The organism is Stenotrophomonas sp. X (assembly GCF_055721025.1).
In genome coordinates this window covers 3573430-3592666 of the sequence record NZ_CM146756.1, presented here as the reverse complement: position 1 = coordinate 3592666, position 19237 = coordinate 3573430, and the positions used below count along the sequence as shown (strand labels likewise).

The following is a 19237-nucleotide window of genomic DNA, read 5'->3' as shown; positions in this document are numbered from 1 at the left end:
GGCTGCAAGCCCTGCCGAACCCCCTCAAATATCTGTGGGAGCCAGCCCGTACTGCTCGGCGAAGCGCTTGCTGAAACTGGCCGCAGACCGGTAGCCCGCGCGTGCGGCTACGGTCTTCAGCGGCAGGTCGGTGGTGTAGAGCAACTGCATGCCATGCGCCAGCCGGGCCTCGGTGAGCAGCTGGCGCAGGCTGGTGTCCTCGGCGGCGAGCCGACGGCGCAGGGTCGCGCCGCTCAGCGCGAACAGCGCTTCCACATCACGCGATTGCCAGTCGCGAGCCGGCTCGGCGGCGATGCGGTCGCGGATCTGTTCGCCCAGGCTCGGCGCCTGCGGCAGCAGCAGGTTGCCGTGGCCCTGCCGGCACAGGGTCAGTATCAACGAGGCCAGGGCCAGCCGCGCTTCGCTGTAACGGCCGTCCTGCAGCGATTGCCGCCACTGGCGCAGCACCACGCCATGATCGATCAACGGCAGTCGCGCCATCGCATGACCGGCGGCGGGAAGCTCCCCGCTCCACAGCGTACGTGCGGCCGCCAGCACTTCGGCACACAGCGGCACGATGGCGCTGAGGTAGCGGCCACTGCGTGGGTCGGGGGTGTTGACCACATCGATGCGGCAGCGCTGGGTCAGCAGCAGGATGTCGCCGGGGATGAACTCCAGCGACTGGTGCGCGGTACGCACCTGCTTGCGGCCTTCCAGCAGGATCGCGAACTGCGGCTGCGGAACCTCTACCGAACTTGCGCCATGCTCGCGGCGCGCGGTGATGCAGGCGTAGCCCTCGGCGCGCCCGCAGCCGGCCAGACTGGCCATCTCGGCCAGCACTGCAGTGGCCGGTGGCAGCATGCCGGTCATGACACCTGGGCACCGAACAGGCGACCGACGCCGGCCGCCGCAGCCATCGCCAACGCGCCCCAGAACATCACCCGGATCGCGCCGCGCACAGGCGGTGCGCCCCCGGCCCGGGCCGCCACCGCGCCGGTCAGGCACAGGCCGAGCAGGGTACTGGCCGTGGTCATCAGTGCGACCCTGTCGACCGGCGCGAGCAGGGCGGTCAGCACCGGCAGCGCCGCGCCGCAGGTGAACGCACCGGCCGAGGCCAGCGCTGCCTGCAGCGGGCGGGCGCGCAGGGTATCGGTGATGCCCAGTTCGTCGCGGGCGTGGGCACCCAGCGCATCATGGGCGGTGAGCTGTTCGGCCACCTGCCGTGCCAGCGCAGGCTCCAGGCCGCGGTGGCGGTAGATCGCGGCCAGCTCCTCCAGCTCGCTGTGCGGATTTTCGCGCAGCTCGCGCCTTTCCATTGCCAGGTCTGCGTCCTCGGTGTCGGCCTGGGTCTGTACCGAGACGTACTCGCCGGCGGCCATCGACATCGCGCCGGCCACGGTGCCGGCCACGCCGGTGGCGAGGATGGTGGTAGCGGAGGCGCCGCCGGCGGCCACGCCCACCACCAGGCCGGCCACCGAGACGATGCCATCATTGGCGCCCAGCACGGCGGCACGCAGCCAGCCGACGCGCTCGGAGCGGTGCAGTTCGGGGTGTCGTGAATGGCGGCTCATGACGTTGAGTGTACGAGGGTCAAGAGGGCGTCGGTAGGATGCTGAAACCCGTCACCGTCGCATGACGCAACGAGGTGCCACGCTATAGTGCGCCCTTGCGATGGAAGGCCGCGAGCCCCACATCCCCCGCCACCGTCCAGCGAGCCTTCCCCTTGTCGAGCCCCAGCCACGTCGCCGATACCCCCATTACCGACCGCTCGCAGCTGGTGGAGGTGATCGCCTCCGGCGAGAAGCCCCGCGCGCAGTGGCGCATCGGCACCGAGCACGAGAAGTTCGGGTTCCGCCTGGATGACCTGCGCCCGCCGACCTTCGAGGGGGAGCGCGGCATCGAAGCACTGCTCAACGGCCTGGTCCGCTTCGGCTGGGAGCCGGTACAGGAGAATGGCCGCACCATCGCCCTGCTGCGCGATGGGGCCTCGGTGACGCTGGAACCGGCCGGCCAGCTGGAGCTGTCCGGTGCGGCGCTGGAGACCATCCACCAGACCTGCGTGGAGACCGGCACCCACCTCAACGAAGTGGCGCAGGTGGCCGGCGAACTGCAGCTGGGCTTCCTCGGCATGGGCTTCCAGCCGAAGTGGAAGCGCGATGAAATGCCGTGGATGCCGAAGGGCCGCTACAAGATCATGCGTTCGTACATGCCCAAGGTCGGTTCGCTGGGCCTGGACATGATGACCCGCACCTGCACGGTGCAGGTGAACCTGGACTACGCCACCGAAGCGGACATGGTGAAGAAGTTCCGCGTGTCGCTGGCGCTGCAGCCGATCGCCACCGCGCTGTTCGCCGATTCGCCGTTCACCGAAGGCAAGCCGAACGGCTACCTGAGCTATCGCTCGCACATCTGGACCGACACCGACGCCGACCGCACCGGCATGCTCGACTTCGTGTTCGAGGATGGATTCGGCTACGAGCGCTATGTCGATTACCTGCTCGACGTGCCGATGTACTTCTCCTATCGCGACGGCACCTACCACGACGCCAGCGGGCAGAGTTTCCGCGACTTCATGCAGGGCAAGCTGCCGGTGCTGCCGGGCGCGTTGCCGACCCTGCGCGACTGGTCGGACCACATGACCACCGCGTTCCCGGAAGTGCGCCTGAAGAAGTACCTGGAAATGCGCGGCGCCGATGGTGGCCCGTGGAGCCGCCTGTGTGCGCTGCCGGCGTTCTGGGTCGGCCTGCTGTACGACGACACTGCGCTGGACGCTGCCTGGGACCTGGTGCGTGACTTCACCCTGGCCGAGCGCCATGCGCTGCGTGACGGCGTGCCGAAGCATGCAATGAACCTGCCGTTCCGCAACGGCACGGTGCGCGACCTGGCCCGGGAAGCGGTCAGGATTTCCGTGGAAGGCCTCAAGCGCCGTGCGGCGCGCAATGCCGATGGCCAGGACGAGAGCAAGTTCCTGGACGTGCTGCAGGAGATCGTCGAATCCGGCCTGACCCCGGCCGAGCGCAAGCTGGCGCTGTTCCATGGCCGCTGGCATGGTGACGTCGATCCGGTGTTCCGCGAGTTCGCGTACTGACCGTCATGCGGGGTTGCCGGCCAGCGGCCGGCATTACCCAAAAGAAAAACCCCGGCATTGCCGGGGTTTTTCATTTCCAGATCCGTCTTGGCTCAGGCCGCGTTCTTCAACGTCGCCATGTCGATCACGAAGCGGTAGCGCACATCGTTCTTCGCCATGCGCTCCCAGGCTTCGTTGACGTTCCTGATGTCGATCATCTCCACATCGCTGACGATGCCGTGCTCGGCACAGAAGTCCATCATTTCCTGGGTTTCGGCCATGCCGCCGATCGCCGAGCCGGTCAGGTGCTTGCGGCCGAAGATCACGCTGCCGCCGGTCAGCGGCGGGTCCAGTTCGGTCAGCACGCCCACCAGGCACATGGTGGCTTCGCGCTTGAGCAGGCCCATGTACGGATTGGTGTCATGGCTGACCGGGATGGTATTGAGCAGGAAGTCGAAGCTGCCGGCGTGCGCCTTCATCTGCGCCGCATCGCGCGAGACCAGCACCTCATCGGCGCCCAGGCGCTTGGCATCGGCGCCCTTTTCCGGGGTGGTGGTGATCATCACCACGTGCGCGCCGAGCGCCTTGGCGAACTTCACGCCCATGTGGCCGAGGCCGCCGAGGCCGATCACGCCGACCTTCTGGCCCGGGCCGACCTTCCAATGGCGCAGCGGCGACCACGTGGTAATCCCGGCGCACAGCAGCGGTGCGGCCGCCTTCAGGTCGAGGGTATCGGAGACCTTCACCACGAAGCGCTGCTCTACCACCACGTGGTCGGAATAGCCGCCGTAGGTCGGTGCGCCGCTTTCGCGTTCACGGCCGTTGTAGGTCCAGGTCGCGCCCTCGGCGCAGTACTGCTCCAGGTCGTGCTGGCAGGCGTCGCAGTGGCGGCAGGAGTCGACCATGCAACCCACGCCGGCGTGGTCGCCGACCTTGAAGCGGGTGACGTTGCTGCCGACCTCGGTGACGCGGCCGATGATCTCGTGGCCCGGCACCATCGGGTAGATCGAGCCACCCCAGTCATCGCGGGCCTGGTGCAGGTCGGAGTGGCAGATGCCGCTGTAGAGGATCTCGATGCGCACGTCGTTGGGACCGACCGCACGGCGTTCGAACTCATAGGGGACCAGCGGGGCGGTATGGGAATGGGCGGCGTAACCACGGGCGAGGGACATGGGGAATCCTTGGCAGGGTTTATCGAAAGGCGCTTTACAATACGCCGCGTTCGCAATGGCAAGAAGCGTGGATATCGGCATGATTCATCAAGTGAAACTGCACAATCATGGCCACTGACAACCTTTCTCACCTGGCCGCGTTCGCGGCGGTTGCCCGCCACCGCAGCTTCCGCCGCGCTGGCGCCGAGCTGGCGCTGTCGACCTCGGCGGTGAGCTATGCGATCCGCGCGCTGGAAGAACGACTGGGCGTGGGCCTGTTCCACCGCACCACGCGCAGCGTGGCCCTGACCGAGGCCGGGCAGCGCCTGCTGGAGCGCTTGCAGCCGGCGCTGGGGCAGGTGCATGACGCGTTGGAAGAAATGAACCACTTCCGCGCCGCCCCGGCCGGCCTGCTGCGCATCAACGCCACCCGCGCGGCGGTGGCGACCCAGCTGCGGCCTCGGCTGGCGCGCTTCCTGCACGCTCATCCCGACGTGCGGGTGGAGCTGACCGAAAATGATGGGCTGGTCGATATCGTCGCCGAGGGCTACGACGCGGGCGTGCGCCTGCACGAGTTCGTGCCCGAGGACATGGTGGCGGTGCCGATGGGGCCGCCGCTGCGTGGGCTGATCGTCGGCTCGCCGGATTACCTGCGGCGGCATCCGGCGCCGCTGCATCCGCGCGACCTGGCCGCGCATGAATGCATCCGCTTCCGCTTTGCCAGCGGGCATCTGTACAAGTGGCAGTTCGAGCGCGGTGGGCAGGCGCTGGAAATCGACGTGCCCGGACGGCTGACGCTGAGCGAGCAGGGCACCGTGGTCGGCGCGGTGCTTGATGGCATCGGCCTGGCCTACGTGCTGGAAGACACCGCGCGGCCGTATATCGAATCGGGGCAGATGGTGGCGGTGCTGGAAGACTGGAGCGAACCGTTCGCCGGGTTTGCGCTGTACTACCCGAAGCAACGGCAGATGCCCGGTGCGTTGCGTGCGTTCGTGGATATGTTGCGGGAGTGAGGTGCGGTGGTTTGCATCCACGCCGTGCGTGGATCTACTGCCGAACGACAACCTCCACGCGTTGCTTGAAGCGGATCAGTAGATCCGCGCCATGCGTGGATTGGCGCCCGCGACGCAGCCAGCAATTCATTCGACCAGCGCGTCGTAGCCTTCGCCACTGAACTGGATCAGGCAGAAGCCGTGCCCGAACGGATCGGCCAGCACGGCGATACGGCCCCAGCGGCGCTCGCGCACCGGTTGCTCGAGCATCGCCCCGGCCGCGACCGCACGCATCAACGCGGCATCGATGTCCTCCACCACCCAGTCCAGGTGCAGCGGGGTCCAGTGGCGCTCGTAGTCACGCACGTCGCCGTCTTCGGTGGCGGCGCTGCCAGCCTCGTTCTGCAGCAGATAGAGCGGTGTTGGCCCACCGAGCAGTTCCACCGCGCCGGTACCGAGCCGACGACCGATGCGCAATCCAAACGCGGCCAGGTAGAACGCTTCGGCGGCGGCCAGGTCGGGCACGTCGATGTTGACGATGAAGTTGCGGGCAGTGGCGTTCATGGCAGTGATTTCCAGCATCCGGTGATTGCAGTCTAGTCCCGCCACCTGTTGCTGCCGGTTCATCTCCTGCGAGGATTCGGGCAAGCTGGGCGACCTCTATCGACAAGGACTTCCATGAGCGCGCTATCCGACATCGAACAGGCCACCGGCCAGGCCTTCCCGCCCCTGTTCAAGCAGTTGCATGCAGCGGGTCGGTTGAGCTGGGGCAGTCCGCATTCGGAATGGTCCGAGGTGGTGTTCCCGACGCTGCAGGCGGATCCGCCGGTGCTGCTGTACGCGCAGGAATACGAACCACTGGAACACGATGAGCTGCTCGAAGCGTGGCAGGAGCTGACCGCCGAGGACCACTACAATCCCCTGCGTCCCGACCTGCAGCTCCTGCCGTTTGCGCGGACCGGCGGCGGCGACAGCTACTGCTTCTGGAGCAACGCGCCCGATTCTGCCGAGCCGCCCGTCGTGCTCGTGTGGCATGACGATGATCGTGCCGATGTGCTGGCCGCCAACTACCAGGATTTCCTGTTCCGCAAGATGGTCGAAGCCGTTGCCGACTACCAAGCGCCGTATACGCTGCTGTCGCACGGCGAGCTGGCCGGCAATCTGCAGCGCTGGCTGCAGAGCCACCAGTCGTTCCTGCGCGGCGGCCAGTTCGCGGCGTTGCAGCGGTTGTTCGCCCGCGTTGACGATATTGAAGAAGGAAACATCAGCGAAGACGACGCACAGGCCATCGTCGTTGAAGTGATCGGCTTCGAGCGGTTGGACGAGTCGTTCGCTTACGTGCGCGAGGAGGCTTGAACCAAGGGTCGGAGCCCACCTGTGGCGGGGATCCGACCCCGTGCGGGATCAGCCTGCGGCCGGGTAATCGAGGTAGCCTGCCTCGCCGCCCCCGTAATAGGTGCTGCGGTCCGGCGTGGCCAGCGCGACGTTGCGCTGCAGGCGCTCGACCAGATCCGGGTTGGCGATGAACGGCTGGCCAAACGCGGCCAGGTCGATGGTGCCCGCTTCGACCAGCTGCAGGGCGCGTTCGCGGGTCATGCCACCTGCCAGGATGACGGTGCCGCCGTAGGCCTGCTTGAACTGCCGCAGGAACACCTCGCCCAGCACCGACTGGCCCGCCTGCAGGTTGTCGTTGAGATGCACATAGGCCAGGCCGCGCTTGCCCAGTTCCTCGGCCAGGTACAGGTAGGTGGCCTCGTTGTCGGGGTAGAGCGGCATGTCGAAGGTGAGGTTGTTCGGCGCCAGGCGCACGCCGATCCGCTGCGCACCGATGCGCTGGGACATCGCATCGACGGTCTCCAGGATCAAGCGCGCACGATTGGGCAGCGAGCCGCCATAGCGGTCCTCGCGCTGGTTGATGAGCGGGTTGAGGAACTGTTCGAACAGGTAGCCGTTGGCGGCATGCAGTTCGATGCCATCGAAACCGGCGGCGATGGCGTTGTCGGCGCCGCGCGCGAAGTCGTCGACGATGCCGGGGATCTCTTCGGTGGCCAGCGCACGTGCCGGGGTGGGATCGGCGTGGCCGCGGCTGCCGTCGTCCAGATAGACGAACGAGGTGTTCTTCGGTGCGCTGGCGACCGGCCGGGTACCGGCGCTTACCGGTTGGTCACCGTCGGGCTGCAGCGAGTAATGCGACATGCGGCCGACGTGCCAGAGCTGGGCGAAGATCGTGCCCTGTGCGGCATGCACCGCCTCGGTGACGAGCTTCCACCCGGCGACCTGCTCGGCCGACCAGATACCCGGCACGTCAATGTAACCCTGGCCCTGCGGCGAGACCGGGGTGCCTTCACTGATGATCAGGCCCGCGCTGGCGCGCTGCCGGTAGTACTGCGCGGTGAGTTCATTGGCCACCGCGCCGGGGTTGCGGGCGCGGGTCATCGGGGCCATCACGATGCGGTTGCGCAGGGCGATGCCTGCCAGATCGAAGGGGCGGAACAGGGCGGCGGTCATGTCGGTCATCTCGGTGCGGGGGGAGGCGCCAGCGGCGCGATGCACACAGATTGGAGTTGACATGCAGGCGCATAAAGCGCTTCGATCTCCCCAGGTTCGGGACTATTTGTCCCCAATGGAGCGCGATAGATGCTGCCGCTGGAATCATTGAATGGCCTGGTCACGTTCGTTACCACGGCCCGCTCAGGCAGTTTCACCGAGGCTGCCGACGCGCTGGGCATCTCACGCTCGGCGGTGGGCAAGGCCATCGCCCGGCTGGAAGCGCGGCTGGGCGTGCGCCTGTTCCACCGCACCACGCGGCGCATCGCGCTGACCACCGACGGCGAGGCGTACTACGCATCGTGTGCGGCGGCGCTGGAAGAAATCTCCGCCGCCGAGGCCTGCCTGGGGTCGGCCGGCCTGCCCAGCGGACGGCTGCGCATCGACATGCCATCCTCGTTCGGGCGCCTGGTGGTGCTGCCGGTGCTGCTGCGCCTGTGCCGGCAATACCCGGACCTGCAACTGACGATGACCTTCACCGATCACTTCGTCGATCCGGTCGAAGAGGGCATCGACCTGCTGATCCGCTTCGGCGGATTGCACCAGGCCGAGCATCTGGTCGCGCGCCGGCTGGGTCGCCAACGACTGGTCACCTGCGCATCGCCGGAGTACCTGCAGGCGCATGGCGTGCCGGCCTCCGTGGAGGATCTGGTGCAGCACCGCAGCGTCGTTGGTTTCCGCCACGGCCAGCCGGTGGCGTGGCGGATCGGCAGGGACGATGCCGAGGGAACGTTCATCCCGAATGCGACCTACCAGCTCAACGATGGTGACGCGGTGATCGATGCGGCCATCGCTGGGCTGGGCATCTGCCAGATGCCCGTTTCACTGGTACGCCGTCATCTGGAATCCGGGGCGCTGCAATCGGTGCTGGATGCGCACATGCAGCGGCATATCGACATCCATGCGCTGTGGCCACCGACCCGCCACCTGCGGCCCAAGGTGCGCTACGTGGTGGATGAGCTGGCGCGGTTGGCCGCTCAGGGCGTGTTTGATTGAGCCGGGGCTGCCACTTCGGGTGCCCCATCGATCGTATTGCGTGGCGGGAACGCCATCATCCCTGCCAACTGGCAGTACGCGGCAGCATCCAGGAAGGTTGTGGGCACATGGTCCTCAAGCTGGCGGACTTTGCGCAGTCCTCCGATCGGTTCGAGGATGGCCGGAAAATTCTTGTCCTGCTCGTCCAGGACGCGATCAAGCCGGTCTTTCAGCGGGCTCTTGTAGAAGAAGTCCGGCAGCACGATGCACATCTGGGTGCCGGGCCGCGAGACGATCTCGCGCATCGCCGTTTCAAATGCGTCGGCATGATCAGCATCGTCGATGCGCAGCTGCAGGTCCTCCGCCTCGCCGACCGGGCGGTAGTACACGCTGCCAGGGCGGAACAGGAAGGTATACAGATGCGTTCCTTCCACCTTGTACGTCCTTGGTGAGCGTTGCCGCTGCAACTCGGTGGGGAGCGGCACTGAGCGTCCGTCTGCCAGCAGCAGCCTGGCGTTCAAGCCGCAGCTGCTGCCGTCGGTTCCGAACGATACTTCGTAATCCAGACCGGGTTCCGGCGTCAGCAGGAGCGAGGGCGGCAGCGTGAAGCGCAGGTCGCGAACCCTTTCGCCTGCGGGAACGCAGCGGCGATTGCCCTCGAAGTTGGCCATCACATTGACCAGCTGGCCCGGCACCAGTGCGAATTCGCGATAGAAGGGCTTGCGGATCCCGCCCAGCGTACCGGTGGCGAATGATCCGGGCATGCCGATCGAGGTGCTTTCATTGCCGGTGGCCAACGAGGCGATCGTGCTGAACACGCCCTTGGACGCCTTGCTCTCCACCCTGACCACCTCGGCTTCGGCACCGCTGCGCGTGTGGTTCTTGCGCATCGACAGATACTGGCCATTGGCACTGAACAGGCGGATGCGCGCCGGTTGCTGCAGATCCACCTGGGCCACCGCAGAGGTGGAGGCCTGCTCGGCCCGTGCGGGAAACGCCAGGGCCATGGCCAGGCAGGCGGGCAGCAGGGAACGCACCATCAGCAGAACTCCGTGTCATTGCAGGCGACCCATTCGCCATCAGGCACCGGATATCGGCTGCGTGGCGGTGTTCTTTAGCCGGGTCTGCCGGCGGATCGAGATGGCGGCAGGGAGCGGCCGGTGGCACTGGCACCCAGGCTATGTATACTATGCCCCAGTATAGTTTCGAGGTGGCCTAGTCATGCCGCACTCCCCCGAAGAGAAGAAGAAGGTCCTGGCCCGCGTGCGCCGCATCCGCGGCCAGTGCGATGCGCTTGACCGCGCGCTGGAAGCCGGCGCCGACTGCGGGCCGGTGCTGCAGCAGATCGCCGCCATCCGTGGCGCGGTCAACGGCCTGATGTCCGAGGTGATGGAGGCCCATCTGCGCGAGGAATTCGGCCAGCCCGCCGCCTCCGACGAACAACGCGCCGAACGCGTGCGCGACATGAGCGCGTTGATCCGCTCGTACCTGAAGTAAACGACGGCGCAACATGGCGCCGCCCATCCTGTCATTGCCTGTCTCTGGAGAGTCCACCCATGAAATCCCGTGCCGCCGTCGCCTTTGGTCCCGGCCAGCCGCTGCAGATCGTCGAGATCGACGTCGCCCCGCCGAAGAAGGGCGAAGTGCTGGTGAAGATTACCCACACCGGTGTCTGCCACACCGATGCGTTCACCCTGTCCGGCGATGACCCGGAAGGCCTGTTCCCGGTGGTGCTGGGCCATGAAGGTGCGGGCATCGTGGTGGAAGTGGGCGAGGGCGTGACCAGCGTCAAGCCGGGCGACCACGTGATTCCGCTGTATACCGCCGAGTGTGGCGAATGCCTGTTCTGCAAGAGCGGCAAGACCAACCTGTGCGTGTCGGTGCGCGCCACCCAGGGCAAGGGCGTGATGCCCGACGGCACCAGCCGCTTCAGCTACAACGGCGAGCCGCTGTATCACTACATGGGCTGCTCGACCTTCAGCGAGTACACCGTTGTTGCCGAAGTCTCGCTGGCGAAGATCAACCCGGACGCCAACCCGGAACACGTCTGCCTGCTCGGCTGTGGCGTCACCACTGGCATCGGCGCGGTGCACAACACCGCCAAGGTACAGGAAGGCGACAGCGTGGCGGTGTTCGGCCTGGGTGGCATCGGCCTGGCGGTGATCCAGGGTGCGCGCCAGGCCAAGGCCGGCCGCATCATCGCGGTGGACACCAATCCGTCCAAGTTCGAACTGGCGCGCGAATTCGGCGCCACCGACTGCATCAACCCGAAGGACTTCGACAAGCCGATCCAGCAGGTCATCGTGGAAATGACCACCTGGGGTGTGGACCACAGCTTCGAGTGCATCGGCAACGTCAACGTGATGCGCGCGGCGCTGGAATGCGCGCACCGTGGCTGGGGCCAGAGCGTGGTGATCGGCGTGGCCGGTGCCGGGCAGGAGATCTCCACCCGCCCGTTCCAGCTGGTAACCGGCCGCAAGTGGATGGGCACTGCCTTCGGTGGCGTGAAGGGCCGCAGCCAGCTGCCGGGCATGGTCGAGGACGCGATGAAGGGCGACATCGAACTGGCCCCGTTCGTCACTCACACCATGGACCTGGACAAGATCAACGACGCCTTCGACCTGATGCATGAAGGCAAGTCGATCCGTTCGGTGGTCCACTACTGAGGCGCGGCGTGGGCTGGTTCGATGCCTTGCGCAGGCCGCGTGCGGAAGATCCGCGCGCGGCGCTGGTCGACCCGATCGAGCAGGCGTTGCGTGCGCTAGGCTGGGTCGACGGCGAGGTGGGGCCGCCGCGTGCGGTGACTTCGGCCTTCGGCAGCGACGATGGCATGCCGTTCGAGCAGTGGCTTGCGCAGGTGTTCCTGCCGCGCCTGCACGAAGCCCGCGCCGACGGCCAGTGGCCACCGCGCAGCGACGTGGCGGTGGCGGCGTACCGCAATCTGGATGGCCAGCCTGGCGTCGAATCGCTTCTGCGCCTGCTGTCGCAGCTGGATGAGTTGATCAACACACGTGACGGCTGACGCCGCCGCGCAGGAGAGCACCATGGAACGCATTGAACACCGCGCCTGTTTCGGCGGCTGGCAGGACGTCTACCGGCATCATTCCACCACGCTGGGCTGCGACATGCAGTTCGCCGTGTACCTGCCGCCGCAGGCGGAAACGCAGAAGCTGCCGGTGCTGTATTGGCTGAGCGGCCTGACCTGCACCGAGCAGAATTTCATCACCAAGGCCGGCGCGCAGCGCTATGCGGCCGAGCACGGTGTGATCATCGTCGCGCCGGATACCAGCCCGCGCGGTGATGACGTGGCCGATGCCGAAGGCTACGACCTGGGCAAGGGGGCAGGCTTCTACCTCAATGCCACCCGTGCTCCGTGGGCGAAGCACTACCGCATGCACGACTACGTGGCGCAGGAACTGCCGGCGCTGATCGAGGCGAACTTCGCGGTGACCGATGCACGCGCGATCAGCGGCCATTCGATGGGCGGCCATGGTGCGCTGGTGATCGCGCTGCGCAACCCGGGGCGCTACCGCAGTGTGTCGGCGTTCTCGCCGATCGTCGCGCCCAGCCGTGTACCGTGGGGGCAGAAGGCGTTCACGGCTTATCTGGGCGACAACCCGACCGACTGGGCGCAGTGGGATACGTGCGCGCTGCTGGAGGCGGCCAGCGAGCGCTTGCCGCTGCTTGTCGACCAGGGCGAGGCGGACGAGTTCCTGCAGACCCAGCTGCAGCCGCAGCGCCTGCAGGAGGCCTGCGCGGCCGCCGGCCATCCGCTGACCCTGCGCCTGCAGCCGGGTTACGACCACAGCTACTATTTCATCGCCAGCTTCATCGGCGAGCACATCGCCCACCACGCCCGCGCCCTGCACTCCTGAGGGCTCTCCGGTAGTGCCGGCCGCTGGCCGGCAACCCGCAGCCCTGCAATTCCCTGGGATTGCCGGCCAGCGGCCGGCACTACCATGGTGATGCACGCGGAGTGTCGTTTTGCCGCAGTGGATCACGCCGCTGTGGCGTGCCGGCGCGCTATCGTGCGCTCAGACGGCCTTGCGGATCGGGGGGATGCATGCCGGTAGTGCTGGCGCTGCTGTACGTGCTCTGCCATGGGCTGGCCGTGGCGTTCTGGCCGAGCCCGGCGGGCATGGGTTCTTTCCTGTTCCTGACCGGCGCACCGCTGCTGGCCGCCGCCGCGTGCCTGGTGCGGGCGCAACGTGACCGCGCCGCTCTGGGCTGGCGTTCTACCGCGATGGCACTGCTGCTGTGGGCCGGTGGCATGACGTTCAACATGGTGGATGCGCTGGGCGCCGGCCGGGCTGACTTCACCCCACGCGTCAGCCTGTTGTTGTACGTGCTGTATGGCGTGCCGCTGGTGTTCATCCTGGCCCGGGCACGCCGCGAGCGCCCGAGCATCAGCCTGATCGATGCGGCGATGGCGGCGCTGCTGGGTGTGCTGTTCTTCGTGCACACCGCATCGTTCGCCGCCCGTGTCGAGGTCGACGCCCATGCGATGTCCAACATGCAGCGCATGTTCGACATCCAGAACCTGTGTATCGCCGCGTTCGCCGTGGTGCGATGGCTGGCCGGCGACGTGCCCGAACGGCGCAGGTTCTTCCGTGCACTGGCGCTGTACGCACTGGCCTATCTGCTGGTGGCCTACTACATCAACCACTACACCTCCGATGATGCATTCGGTGCGTTCAACGACCTGCTGATCGACGTACCTTTTCTGCTGATCGCCTGCATGGCGCTGGACACGGCGCCGGACACAGGCACCACGGCACACCCGCGGCTGGCGAGGACGGTGCAGGCCGCCGGTCCGATCATCCTGCCGTTGCTGCTGCTGGTGGTCGGCACGCTGGTGGTCGATCATGCGCGGCCGTTGGCCGTCGCGGGCTTCGTCGTAGCCACCCTTGGTTTCGGCCTGCGCAGCGTCCTGCTGCAGACCGATCTGCTGGAGCGTCAGGCGGCGCTGGATCAACTGGCGCGGCAGGATGGCCTCACCGGCGTGGCCAATCGCCGCGAGTTCGACGCGCGGCTGACCTCCGAGTGGAATCGCGCGCGGCGCAGCGGCACCGAGCTGGGCCTGCTGCTGGTGGATATCGACCACTTCAAGGCCTTCAACGACCGGCACGGCCATCCGGCCGGTGATCGTTGCCTGCAGGCGGTGGCCGGGGTGCTGAAGGGCGTCGCAGGTCGCGGCGGTGACAGCGTTGCGCGTTATGGCGGTGAAGAATTCGCTGTCATCGTGCCTGGAAGCCCACTGTCGGGCGTGCTGGCGCTGGCCGAGCGCCTGCGCGAAGCGGTCGAAGCGCTGCCATTGCCGGAAGGCCCGGTCAGCATCAGCGTCGGCGTGGGCTACCTGCACCCACCGGCGCTGGCCAGTGCCGACCAGCTGCTGGCCGATGCCGATGCCGGCCTGTATGCCGCAAAGCGTGCCGGCCGCAACCGGGTGGTCCTGCATGCGCGCGTGCTGGATGACGAGGGCAACGCGCACGGCACCATGGACTGTTGAGCGGACCAGCCCATGGCGTGCCGCCCGTCCAGGGACATTGCACTGGGTAGTGCCGGCCGCTGGCCGGCATCTCCTCGGTTGCCGGCCACCGGCCAGCACTACCACGGCGTGGCCTCAACGCACGTCGCGCAGTTCCCAGTGGTGGCCGGCCAGCAGGCGCAGGCGCTGCTTGAACACGTCACTGTCGATACGGGTGGTGGCGACCAGGTTGATGCGCAGGTCCTTCTGCTCGCCGGTCACGGTGGCGTCCGGATCGGTCACGCCCCACTGCGGTTCCACCGCATCCGGGTCGGGTTGCTTGGCTTTCCAGCGCTCGAACAGCGTGCCGCTGCGCAGGGCGTCCTGCAGCTCTTCGGCGAAACCGGCGGCGCCCTGCGAATGGAAGGACAGGTCAGGGTCGTTGCCGCGGGCTTTGGACGGGTCGGGCAGGCTGATGTGGTACTGCGCAGGCATGAAGTTCTCCTTGAAGTGCGGCAAGACTGGCACAACCGCGGTGGAATCGATGTGCAGATTCCAGCCACGGTCGGCCTTCATTCAAACCGATGTGGCCCATCGGCGAAACCCACCGTGACCGCGCCCTTGCCGACATTGACCATGCCGGTCAGGCTCATCACCGATTCGTACACGGTCACGCCATGGCCGGCGCAGACCTCTTTCAGCTGTGCGTAGCCGGGCAGGGCACGCAGCTCGTCCAGTTCTCCGCCGTAGCTGACGCACACCGTCGGCGTCATCAGCCCGGCACGTACGCGCTGGCCGACCACCGCGAACAGCTTCTGCACGGCGCTGTCGAAGCCCTTGATCTTGGCGACCGGCCCGGTTTCGCCGCGGTAGCCGTGCAGCACCGGCTTGATGTCCAGTGCGCTGCCCAGCGCCGCACTGAGCAGGCCGACGCTGCGGTCGCCCTTGTGCCGGGCGCGCGCACGCATGTAGTACAGATCACGGGTGACCATGTAGCCGTGCACGTTGCCGGCCAGTTCTTCCAGCCGCTCGCGGATCTGCTGCACGCTGGCGCCACTGTCACGCAGGCGAACCGCCTCCACCGCAGTCACCGCCTGCGCGGCGAACAGGTTCTGGGTATCGAGCACGCGCAGCGCGAACGGCGAGTTGTAGCCCGCCGCCTGCCGCACCGGCTTGTAGTCGTTGAGGATGGCGAAGCTGGCCTGCAGCGCATTGTCGTGGATCGGGCTGCGGGTCTTGGTGATGGTCATGCAGAACACGTGGTCGTAATCGATCACCAGCTGCTGCAGGAACAGGTCGCGGATCTGGTTGACACTGAAGGGGATGGTCTCTGCCTCGGCACCGTGCTCGGCCACGTGTGCATGCAGGAAACTCAGCGTGGCCTGCTCATCGCGATGATCAGCCAGCACGGCTTCGCCGATGCGGACGGTGATCGGCAGCAGCACGATGTTGTGCTCGGCAATGAAGTCCTGCGGCAGGTCGCAGGCCGAGTCGACGACGATTCCGATGCGCATCCGCGGCTCCCCCTCCAGGGCGGTTGTAGGTTCGGAAACGTGAAATCTATCTCAAATTTCGGCGTGGCGCGCGAGGGAAACGCGCCAGGCCCTGTTCAGCGACTGCGCTGCACGGCCACCGGAAGTTCGGCCAGGCGCTGCCATTCGGGCTGCTGCAGCAGGGCGGGATCGGCCAGCACGGCGGCCATCAACGGATGGGCGTCGTTGCCCCAGAACAGTTCGTCATCGATGGCCAGGGTTGGTACGCCGAACACGCCGGCAGCAATGGCGGCCTCGGTGTTCCTCCGCAGCTGCTCCTTGACCGCGGGGGCCGCGATGGCGCTGGCGACATCCTCGATCCCCAGCCGCGCAGCCGGTTCGCGCAGGGCCTCGGCGCTATCGGCGGCATTGCCGTCGCGCCAGATCCAGTCGAACAGCACGTCCACCGCCTGCACGCTGCCACCGGCGGCCAAGCACAGCCGCAGGGCAGACAACGGGTTGAACGGGTGGCCCGGCGGGAACCGCAGCGGTGTTCCTTCGGCCTGCGCAGTCCACAGCAGCTGGCGGTACATGAAACGGCGCTTGGCCGGAATCTCGGCCGGCCCGAGGTTGCCCAGGTGATGCAGCACCGCACCGAAGGCGATCGGCACGGTCTGGATCCGTGCGAACCGGGGCAGCTGCTTCAGCTTCTGCCAATGCAGGTAGGAATAGGGCGAGACGAAGTCGAAGTACCAGCGCAGGGTGGCCATGCAGGTTTCCTTGAATAACTGGAAGTCAGGGCTGCGCGTTGCGCTGCAGGTAGCGGTCGCGCAGTTCGGTCTGGCGCGAGCGCATCGGCATCGCCCGGCCGCCCAGCCAGACCTGTTCGGCATAGTGCGCCACGTCCAGCGGGTCGCCCTCCCACAGCACCAGGTCGGCACGCTTGCCCGGCTCGATGCTGCCGATCTGGTCGGCCACGCCGAACGCCTGCGCCGGCACCCGGGTCAGGCCGGCCAGGCCGTCGGCCCAGGGCAGGCCATTGGCCACGGCATTGCCGGCCAGCTGGCGCATCTTGCGGGCGTTGTGCGAGGCGTCGCCACGCTGCACGAACGAGACCGCCACGCCGGAACGTTGCAGGCGTGCCGCATTTTCCAGCGTGGCGCCGATCTGGTCGAAGCTGGCCGGCAGGTTGGACAACACATCGACGAACACCGGTACCTGTGCGGCGGCCAGCTCCGGCGCCAGCTGCCAGGCTTCGCTGCCACCGGCGATGGCGATCTTCACCTTTTCGCGGGCGGCCCAGCGCAGCAGCTGGCGAATGTCCGCCGCGCGGTCCACCTCCACCACGATGCGGCCGTGCCCGGCCAGGTAGCGGCTGAGCGTGCGGCGCCCGGCCGGCGTCAGCAGCGCGTGCGGCGAGTCGGCAGCCACCTGTCCGCGTGCCTCGTCGATCATCTGCTGCAGCAGCATCCATTGCGCTGCACGCGACTGCCCGGTCAGCTCCACTGCGGCCGACCCCAGGCGCAGGAACAGCGCGCGCGGCCCGAGGGGATCGGCGCTGCCGTCCAGCCGCATCACGCCACCCTGGCCTGCAACGAAGCCGCCGCCGGTGGCCGCCCCCAGGGCGGTGAAGCCGATGCCGTCCAGGCGTGCCACCGGGATCAGCACCGAGGCCGGGTTGTAGGCCAGGGTGACATCGAACTCGGGGCGCAACGGTTGTTCGCCGATCTTCAACGTGCTGTCGACCGTGCTCGCTTCACCGGAGACCTCTTCGATGCCGATCTCGGTGATGCCCCCGAACAGCGCCGGTGTCAGCGGGCGGCCATCGGCCTCGACCACGCTGGCCCCGGCCGGGGCGGACAGCCCGCTGCCGACTGCGCGGATGATCCCGCCCTGCACCAGCACATCGGCGTGCTGCAGGCTGCCGCGCGTGCTGGCCGTATGCACGGTCGCGTTGCGCACCAGCAGGTCCTGCGCCTGCGCGGATGCGGAGAGGCAGGCCAGCACCATGACCGTAGCGCCGAGCCATGCCCGGCGACGCTTGTTCAACGCGCCCATCAGTGCACCTCCTGGCCAAGCTGGAAGTCGGAACGTGGCGTGGCCGCAGGTGCGCTGCGGTCGTACAGGCGGCGGCCGTCGATGAAGACCTGCTCGGCCAGCGCGTACGAGCTGAAGGGGTTGCCGTTCCACACCACCACGTCGGCCATCTTGCCGGCCTCCAGGGTGCCGGTCTGGCCTTCAATCCCCAGCGCCCTGGCGGCGTTGGCGGTCATCCAGGTGATGGCGTGTTCGGGGGGGATCTCCGGCATGCGTGCGCGGCGCGCGGCGGCGATCACCTTGGCCGCTTCCTGGTTCAGGCGCTGGATGCCTTCGGGTGAATCGGAATGGACGATGGCGCAGCTGTTCTTCGGCCGATCGACCAGTGCGATGTTCTCCGGAATACCGTCGAAGGCTTCCATCTTGAATCCCCACCAGTCGGCCCACAGCGCGCCGCAGACGCCGTCGGCGGCCAGCCGGTCGGCCAGCTTGTAGGCCTCCACGCCGTGGTGGAAGGCGGCCACCTTGAAGCCGAATTCCTTGGCCAGGTCGAGCATGGTGGCCATCTCGTCGGCGCGATAGCAGTGGATGTGCACGCGGATGTCGCCTTCGATCGCGCCGGCCAGCGTGTCCAGCTTGAGATCGCGCTTGCCGCCGGCATCACCGGCGCTGTCGCCCTTATCGCTGCCGAACCAGCCCTTGCGCTTGGCCGGCTTCGGTTTGTTCTTGGCGATGTAGTCGGCGGCATCGATGAAGGCGGCGCGGTAACCGGCAACGTTGCCCATCCGCGTGGCTGGGGCGACGCCCTTGCCTCCGCCGTAGACCCGCTTCGGGTTCTCGCCACAGGCCATCTTCAGCCCCCACGGTGCGCCGGGAAACTTCATCGCCTGGTAGGTGATGGCGGGGACGTTCTTCAGGGTCACACCACGACCACCGACCAGGTTGGCCGAGCCCGGCAGCACCTGCATGCTGGTCACGCCGCCGGCCAGTGCGGTGGCGAAACCCGGGTCCTGCGGCCACACCGAGTGTTCGGCCCAGACGTTGGCGGTGACCGGCGCGGTCATCTCGTTGCCGTCGCTGTGCGCGCCGACGCCCGGGCTGGGGTACACGCCCAGGTGCGAGTGCACGTCGATCAGGCCGGGTGTGACCCACTTGCCCTGCGCATCGATGCGGGTGACACCGGCATCGGCCTGCAGCTGGCGGCCGACGGCAACGATGCGGCCCTCGCGCAGCAGCACGTCGGCGTTGTCCAGGCGCTGGCCGGTGCCGGTCAGCACGGTGGCGTTCTGGATCAGCACCGGTGCATCGGGGTGTGCCTGGTAGGTGCTGGGGTAGGGATCGGCGACGAAGCGCGAGGCGCCCACCGCCGGTGCCGTGCTCAATGAAACCAGCGCCAGTGCCACCCCGGTGCGCAACAACGTCGATGCCATGCAGTTCCCCTCGCCAGAAACATGAATCCACCGACGCTAGCCGGGGCCGGTGTGGCTTGCCAAGTGACCTTGGACAGGGGCGTGGGGGGTAGGAATTTTCTGATGGAGGATTTGTGAAGG

Annotated in this window: 20 protein-coding genes; 9 read left to right on the top strand and 11 right to left on the bottom strand. The window is 67.3% G+C overall.

What is annotated here, in order from left to right:
• Nucleotides 1–24: 24 nt before the first annotated feature.
• Nucleotides 25–849, bottom strand: coding sequence for a helix-turn-helix transcriptional regulator (locus ACZ75I_RS16510; protein WP_180867668.1), 825 nt, complete (start codon nucleotides 847–849; stop codon nucleotides 25–27).
• The gene (locus tag ACZ75I_RS16505) at nucleotides 846–1550 is read right to left on the bottom strand and encodes a VIT1/CCC1 transporter family protein (RefSeq protein ID WP_180867666.1); all 705 of its coding nucleotides are present in this window, start codon (nucleotides 1548–1550) and stop codon (nucleotides 846–848) included. The genes ACZ75I_RS16510 and ACZ75I_RS16505 overlap by 4 nt, the downstream gene beginning before the upstream one ends.
• Nucleotides 1551–1702: 152 nt before the next feature.
• Between ACZ75I_RS16505 and ACZ75I_RS16500 the strand changes: the two genes are divergently transcribed.
• On the top strand, nucleotides 1703–3067 hold the full coding sequence (locus tag ACZ75I_RS16500) for a glutamate--cysteine ligase (RefSeq protein WP_061479603.1): 1365 nt from the start codon (nucleotides 1703–1705) through the stop codon (nucleotides 3065–3067).
• A gap of 92 nt (nucleotides 3068–3159) precedes the next feature.
• Here the strand turns inward: ACZ75I_RS16500 and ACZ75I_RS16495 are convergent, their stop codons facing one another.
• On the bottom strand, nucleotides 3160–4218 hold the full coding sequence (locus tag ACZ75I_RS16495) for an NAD(P)-dependent alcohol dehydrogenase (protein ID WP_180867664.1): 1059 nt from the start codon (nucleotides 4216–4218) through the stop codon (nucleotides 3160–3162).
• A 107-nt stretch (nucleotides 4219–4325) separates the two neighbouring features.
• Between ACZ75I_RS16495 and ACZ75I_RS16490 the strand changes: the two genes are divergently transcribed.
• On the top strand, nucleotides 4326–5210 hold the full coding sequence (locus ACZ75I_RS16490; RefSeq protein WP_061479601.1) for a LysR family transcriptional regulator: 885 nt from the start codon (nucleotides 4326–4328) through the stop codon (nucleotides 5208–5210).
• 126 nt (nucleotides 5211–5336) lie between these two features.
• On the opposite strand, the gene ACZ75I_RS16485 is transcribed toward ACZ75I_RS16490, so the two are convergent.
• Nucleotides 5337–5753 (bottom strand): VOC family protein, encoded by a 417-nt coding sequence (locus ACZ75I_RS16485; RefSeq protein ID WP_053500596.1) that lies wholly within the window; start codon nucleotides 5751–5753, stop codon nucleotides 5337–5339.
• A gap of 114 nt (nucleotides 5754–5867) precedes the next feature.
• Here ACZ75I_RS16485 and ACZ75I_RS16480 point away from each other — a divergent pair, with 114 nt between their 5' ends.
• Nucleotides 5868–6545 (top strand): SMI1/KNR4 family protein, encoded by a 678-nt coding sequence (locus ACZ75I_RS16480; protein WP_180867662.1) that lies wholly within the window; start codon nucleotides 5868–5870, stop codon nucleotides 6543–6545.
• Nucleotides 6546–6593: 48 nt separating this feature from the next.
• Here ACZ75I_RS16480 and ACZ75I_RS16475 read toward each other — a convergent pair whose 3' ends face one another.
• A complete protein-coding gene (locus tag ACZ75I_RS16475; protein WP_472958330.1) occupies nucleotides 6594–7697 on the bottom strand; it encodes an alkene reductase in 1104 nt (367 codons plus the stop codon).
• Between the two features lie 129 nt (nucleotides 7698–7826).
• On the opposite strand from ACZ75I_RS16475, the gene ACZ75I_RS16470 reads away from it, so the two are divergent.
• Nucleotides 7827–8732, top strand: a complete 906-nt coding sequence (locus tag ACZ75I_RS16470) for a LysR family transcriptional regulator (RefSeq protein ID WP_472958328.1) — start codon at nucleotides 7827–7829, stop codon at nucleotides 8730–8732.
• Here the strand turns inward: ACZ75I_RS16470 and ACZ75I_RS16465 are convergent.
• Nucleotides 8714–9601 (bottom strand): hypothetical protein, encoded by an 888-nt coding sequence (locus ACZ75I_RS16465; protein ID WP_472958326.1) that lies wholly within the window; start codon nucleotides 9599–9601, stop codon nucleotides 8714–8716. The genes ACZ75I_RS16470 and ACZ75I_RS16465 overlap by 19 nt on opposite strands.
• A gap of 331 nt (nucleotides 9602–9932) precedes the next feature.
• On the opposite strand from ACZ75I_RS16465, the gene frmR reads away from it, so the two are divergent.
• The 5 genes from frmR to ACZ75I_RS16440 all read left to right on the top strand — a co-directional run bounded on the left by frmR (nucleotide 9933) and on the right by ACZ75I_RS16440 (nucleotide 14220).
• Nucleotides 9933–10208 carry a formaldehyde-responsive transcriptional repressor FrmR gene (gene frmR, locus ACZ75I_RS16460; protein WP_005411009.1) on the top strand — a complete coding sequence of 92 codons (276 nt, stop codon included), beginning with the start codon at nucleotides 9933–9935 and terminating at the stop codon, nucleotides 10206–10208.
• A 59-nt stretch (nucleotides 10209–10267) separates the two neighbouring features.
• Nucleotides 10268–11377, top strand: coding sequence for an S-(hydroxymethyl)glutathione dehydrogenase/class III alcohol dehydrogenase (locus ACZ75I_RS16455; protein WP_134970494.1), 1110 nt, complete (start codon nucleotides 10268–10270; stop codon nucleotides 11375–11377).
• An 8-nt stretch (nucleotides 11378–11385) separates the two neighbouring features.
• Nucleotides 11386–11733 carry a YqcC family protein gene (locus ACZ75I_RS16450; RefSeq protein ID WP_111190672.1) on the top strand — a complete coding sequence of 116 codons (348 nt, stop codon included), beginning with the start codon at nucleotides 11386–11388 and terminating at the stop codon, nucleotides 11731–11733.
• A gap of 22 nt (nucleotides 11734–11755) precedes the next feature.
• Nucleotides 11756–12586, top strand: coding sequence for an S-formylglutathione hydrolase (gene fghA / locus ACZ75I_RS16445; RefSeq protein ID WP_180867653.1), 831 nt, complete (start codon nucleotides 11756–11758; stop codon nucleotides 12584–12586).
• Nucleotides 12587–12774: 188 nt separating this feature from the next.
• Complete coding sequence (locus ACZ75I_RS16440; protein WP_180867651.1) at nucleotides 12775–14220, top strand: GGDEF domain-containing protein; 1446 nt, start codon at nucleotides 12775–12777, stop codon at nucleotides 14218–14220.
• Between the two features lie 114 nt (nucleotides 14221–14334).
• On the opposite strand, the gene ACZ75I_RS16435 is transcribed toward ACZ75I_RS16440, so the two are convergent.
• From ACZ75I_RS16435 to ACZ75I_RS16415, 5 genes are all read right to left on the bottom strand, one after another.
• Nucleotides 14335–14673: a hypothetical protein gene (locus ACZ75I_RS16435; RefSeq protein ID WP_006469105.1), complete on the bottom strand. Its 339-nt coding sequence runs from the start codon at nucleotides 14671–14673 to the stop codon at nucleotides 14335–14337.
• A 77-nt stretch (nucleotides 14674–14750) separates the two neighbouring features.
• Nucleotides 14751–15692, bottom strand: a complete 942-nt coding sequence (locus ACZ75I_RS16430) for a DegV family protein (RefSeq protein WP_019662081.1) — start codon at nucleotides 15690–15692, stop codon at nucleotides 14751–14753.
• A 95-nt stretch (nucleotides 15693–15787) separates the two neighbouring features.
• Nucleotides 15788–16420, bottom strand: coding sequence for a DsbA family protein (locus tag ACZ75I_RS16425; protein WP_472958323.1), 633 nt, complete (start codon nucleotides 16418–16420; stop codon nucleotides 15788–15790).
• A 25-nt stretch (nucleotides 16421–16445) separates the two neighbouring features.
• Nucleotides 16446–17708 (bottom strand): amidohydrolase family protein, encoded by a 1263-nt coding sequence (locus tag ACZ75I_RS16420; protein WP_472958321.1) that lies wholly within the window; start codon nucleotides 17706–17708, stop codon nucleotides 16446–16448.
• Nucleotides 17708–19117 carry an amidohydrolase gene (locus tag ACZ75I_RS16415; RefSeq protein ID WP_235646793.1) on the bottom strand — a complete coding sequence of 470 codons (1410 nt, stop codon included), beginning with the start codon at nucleotides 19115–19117 and terminating at the stop codon, nucleotides 17708–17710. Before ACZ75I_RS16415 ends, ACZ75I_RS16420 begins: the two co-directional genes overlap by 1 nt.
• Nucleotides 19118–19237: the final 120 nt, after the last annotated feature.

Coding starts and splice junctions, on each gene's coding strand:
- ACZ75I_RS16510 (WP_180867668.1), bottom strand. CDS start 849: ATGACCGGCATGCTGCCACCGGCCACTGCAGTGCTGGCCGAGATGGCC.
- ACZ75I_RS16505 (WP_180867666.1), bottom strand. CDS start 1,550: ATGAGCCGCCATTCACGACACCCCGAACTGCACCGCTCCGAGCGCGTC.
- ACZ75I_RS16495 (WP_180867664.1), bottom strand. CDS start 4,218: ATGTCCCTCGCCCGTGGTTACGCCGCCCATTCCCATACCGCCCCGCTG.
- ACZ75I_RS16490 (WP_061479601.1), top strand. CDS start 4,326: ATGGCCACTGACAACCTTTCTCACCTGGCCGCGTTCGCGGCGGTTGCC.
- ACZ75I_RS16485 (WP_053500596.1), bottom strand. CDS start 5,753: ATGAACGCCACTGCCCGCAACTTCATCGTCAACATCGACGTGCCCGAC.
- ACZ75I_RS16480 (WP_180867662.1), top strand. CDS start 5,868: ATGAGCGCGCTATCCGACATCGAACAGGCCACCGGCCAGGCCTTCCCG.
- ACZ75I_RS16475 (WP_472958330.1), bottom strand. CDS start 7,697: ATGACCGCCGCCCTGTTCCGCCCCTTCGATCTGGCAGGCATCGCCCTG.
- ACZ75I_RS16470 (WP_472958328.1), top strand. CDS start 7,827: ATGCTGCCGCTGGAATCATTGAATGGCCTGGTCACGTTCGTTACCACG.
- ACZ75I_RS16465 (WP_472958326.1), bottom strand. CDS start 9,601: ATGCGCAAGAACCACACGCGCAGCGGTGCCGAAGCCGAGGTGGTCAGG.
- frmR (WP_005411009.1), top strand. CDS start 9,933: ATGCCGCACTCCCCCGAAGAGAAGAAGAAGGTCCTGGCCCGCGTGCGC.
- ACZ75I_RS16455 (WP_134970494.1), top strand. CDS start 10,268: ATGAAATCCCGTGCCGCCGTCGCCTTTGGTCCCGGCCAGCCGCTGCAG.
- fghA (WP_180867653.1), top strand. CDS start 11,756: ATGGAACGCATTGAACACCGCGCCTGTTTCGGCGGCTGGCAGGACGTC.
- ACZ75I_RS16440 (WP_180867651.1), top strand. CDS start 12,775: ATGCCGGTAGTGCTGGCGCTGCTGTACGTGCTCTGCCATGGGCTGGCC.
- ACZ75I_RS16435 (WP_006469105.1), bottom strand. CDS start 14,673: ATGCCTGCGCAGTACCACATCAGCCTGCCCGACCCGTCCAAAGCCCGC.
- ACZ75I_RS16430 (WP_019662081.1), bottom strand. CDS start 15,692: ATGCGCATCGGAATCGTCGTCGACTCGGCCTGCGACCTGCCGCAGGAC.
- ACZ75I_RS16425 (WP_472958323.1), bottom strand. CDS start 16,420: ATGGCCACCCTGCGCTGGTACTTCGACTTCGTCTCGCCCTATTCCTAC.
- ACZ75I_RS16420 (WP_472958321.1), bottom strand. CDS start 17,708: ATGGGCGCGTTGAACAAGCGTCGCCGGGCATGGCTCGGCGCTACGGTC.
- ACZ75I_RS16415 (WP_235646793.1), bottom strand. CDS start 19,117: ATGGCATCGACGTTGTTGCGCACCGGGGTGGCACTGGCGCTGGTTTCA.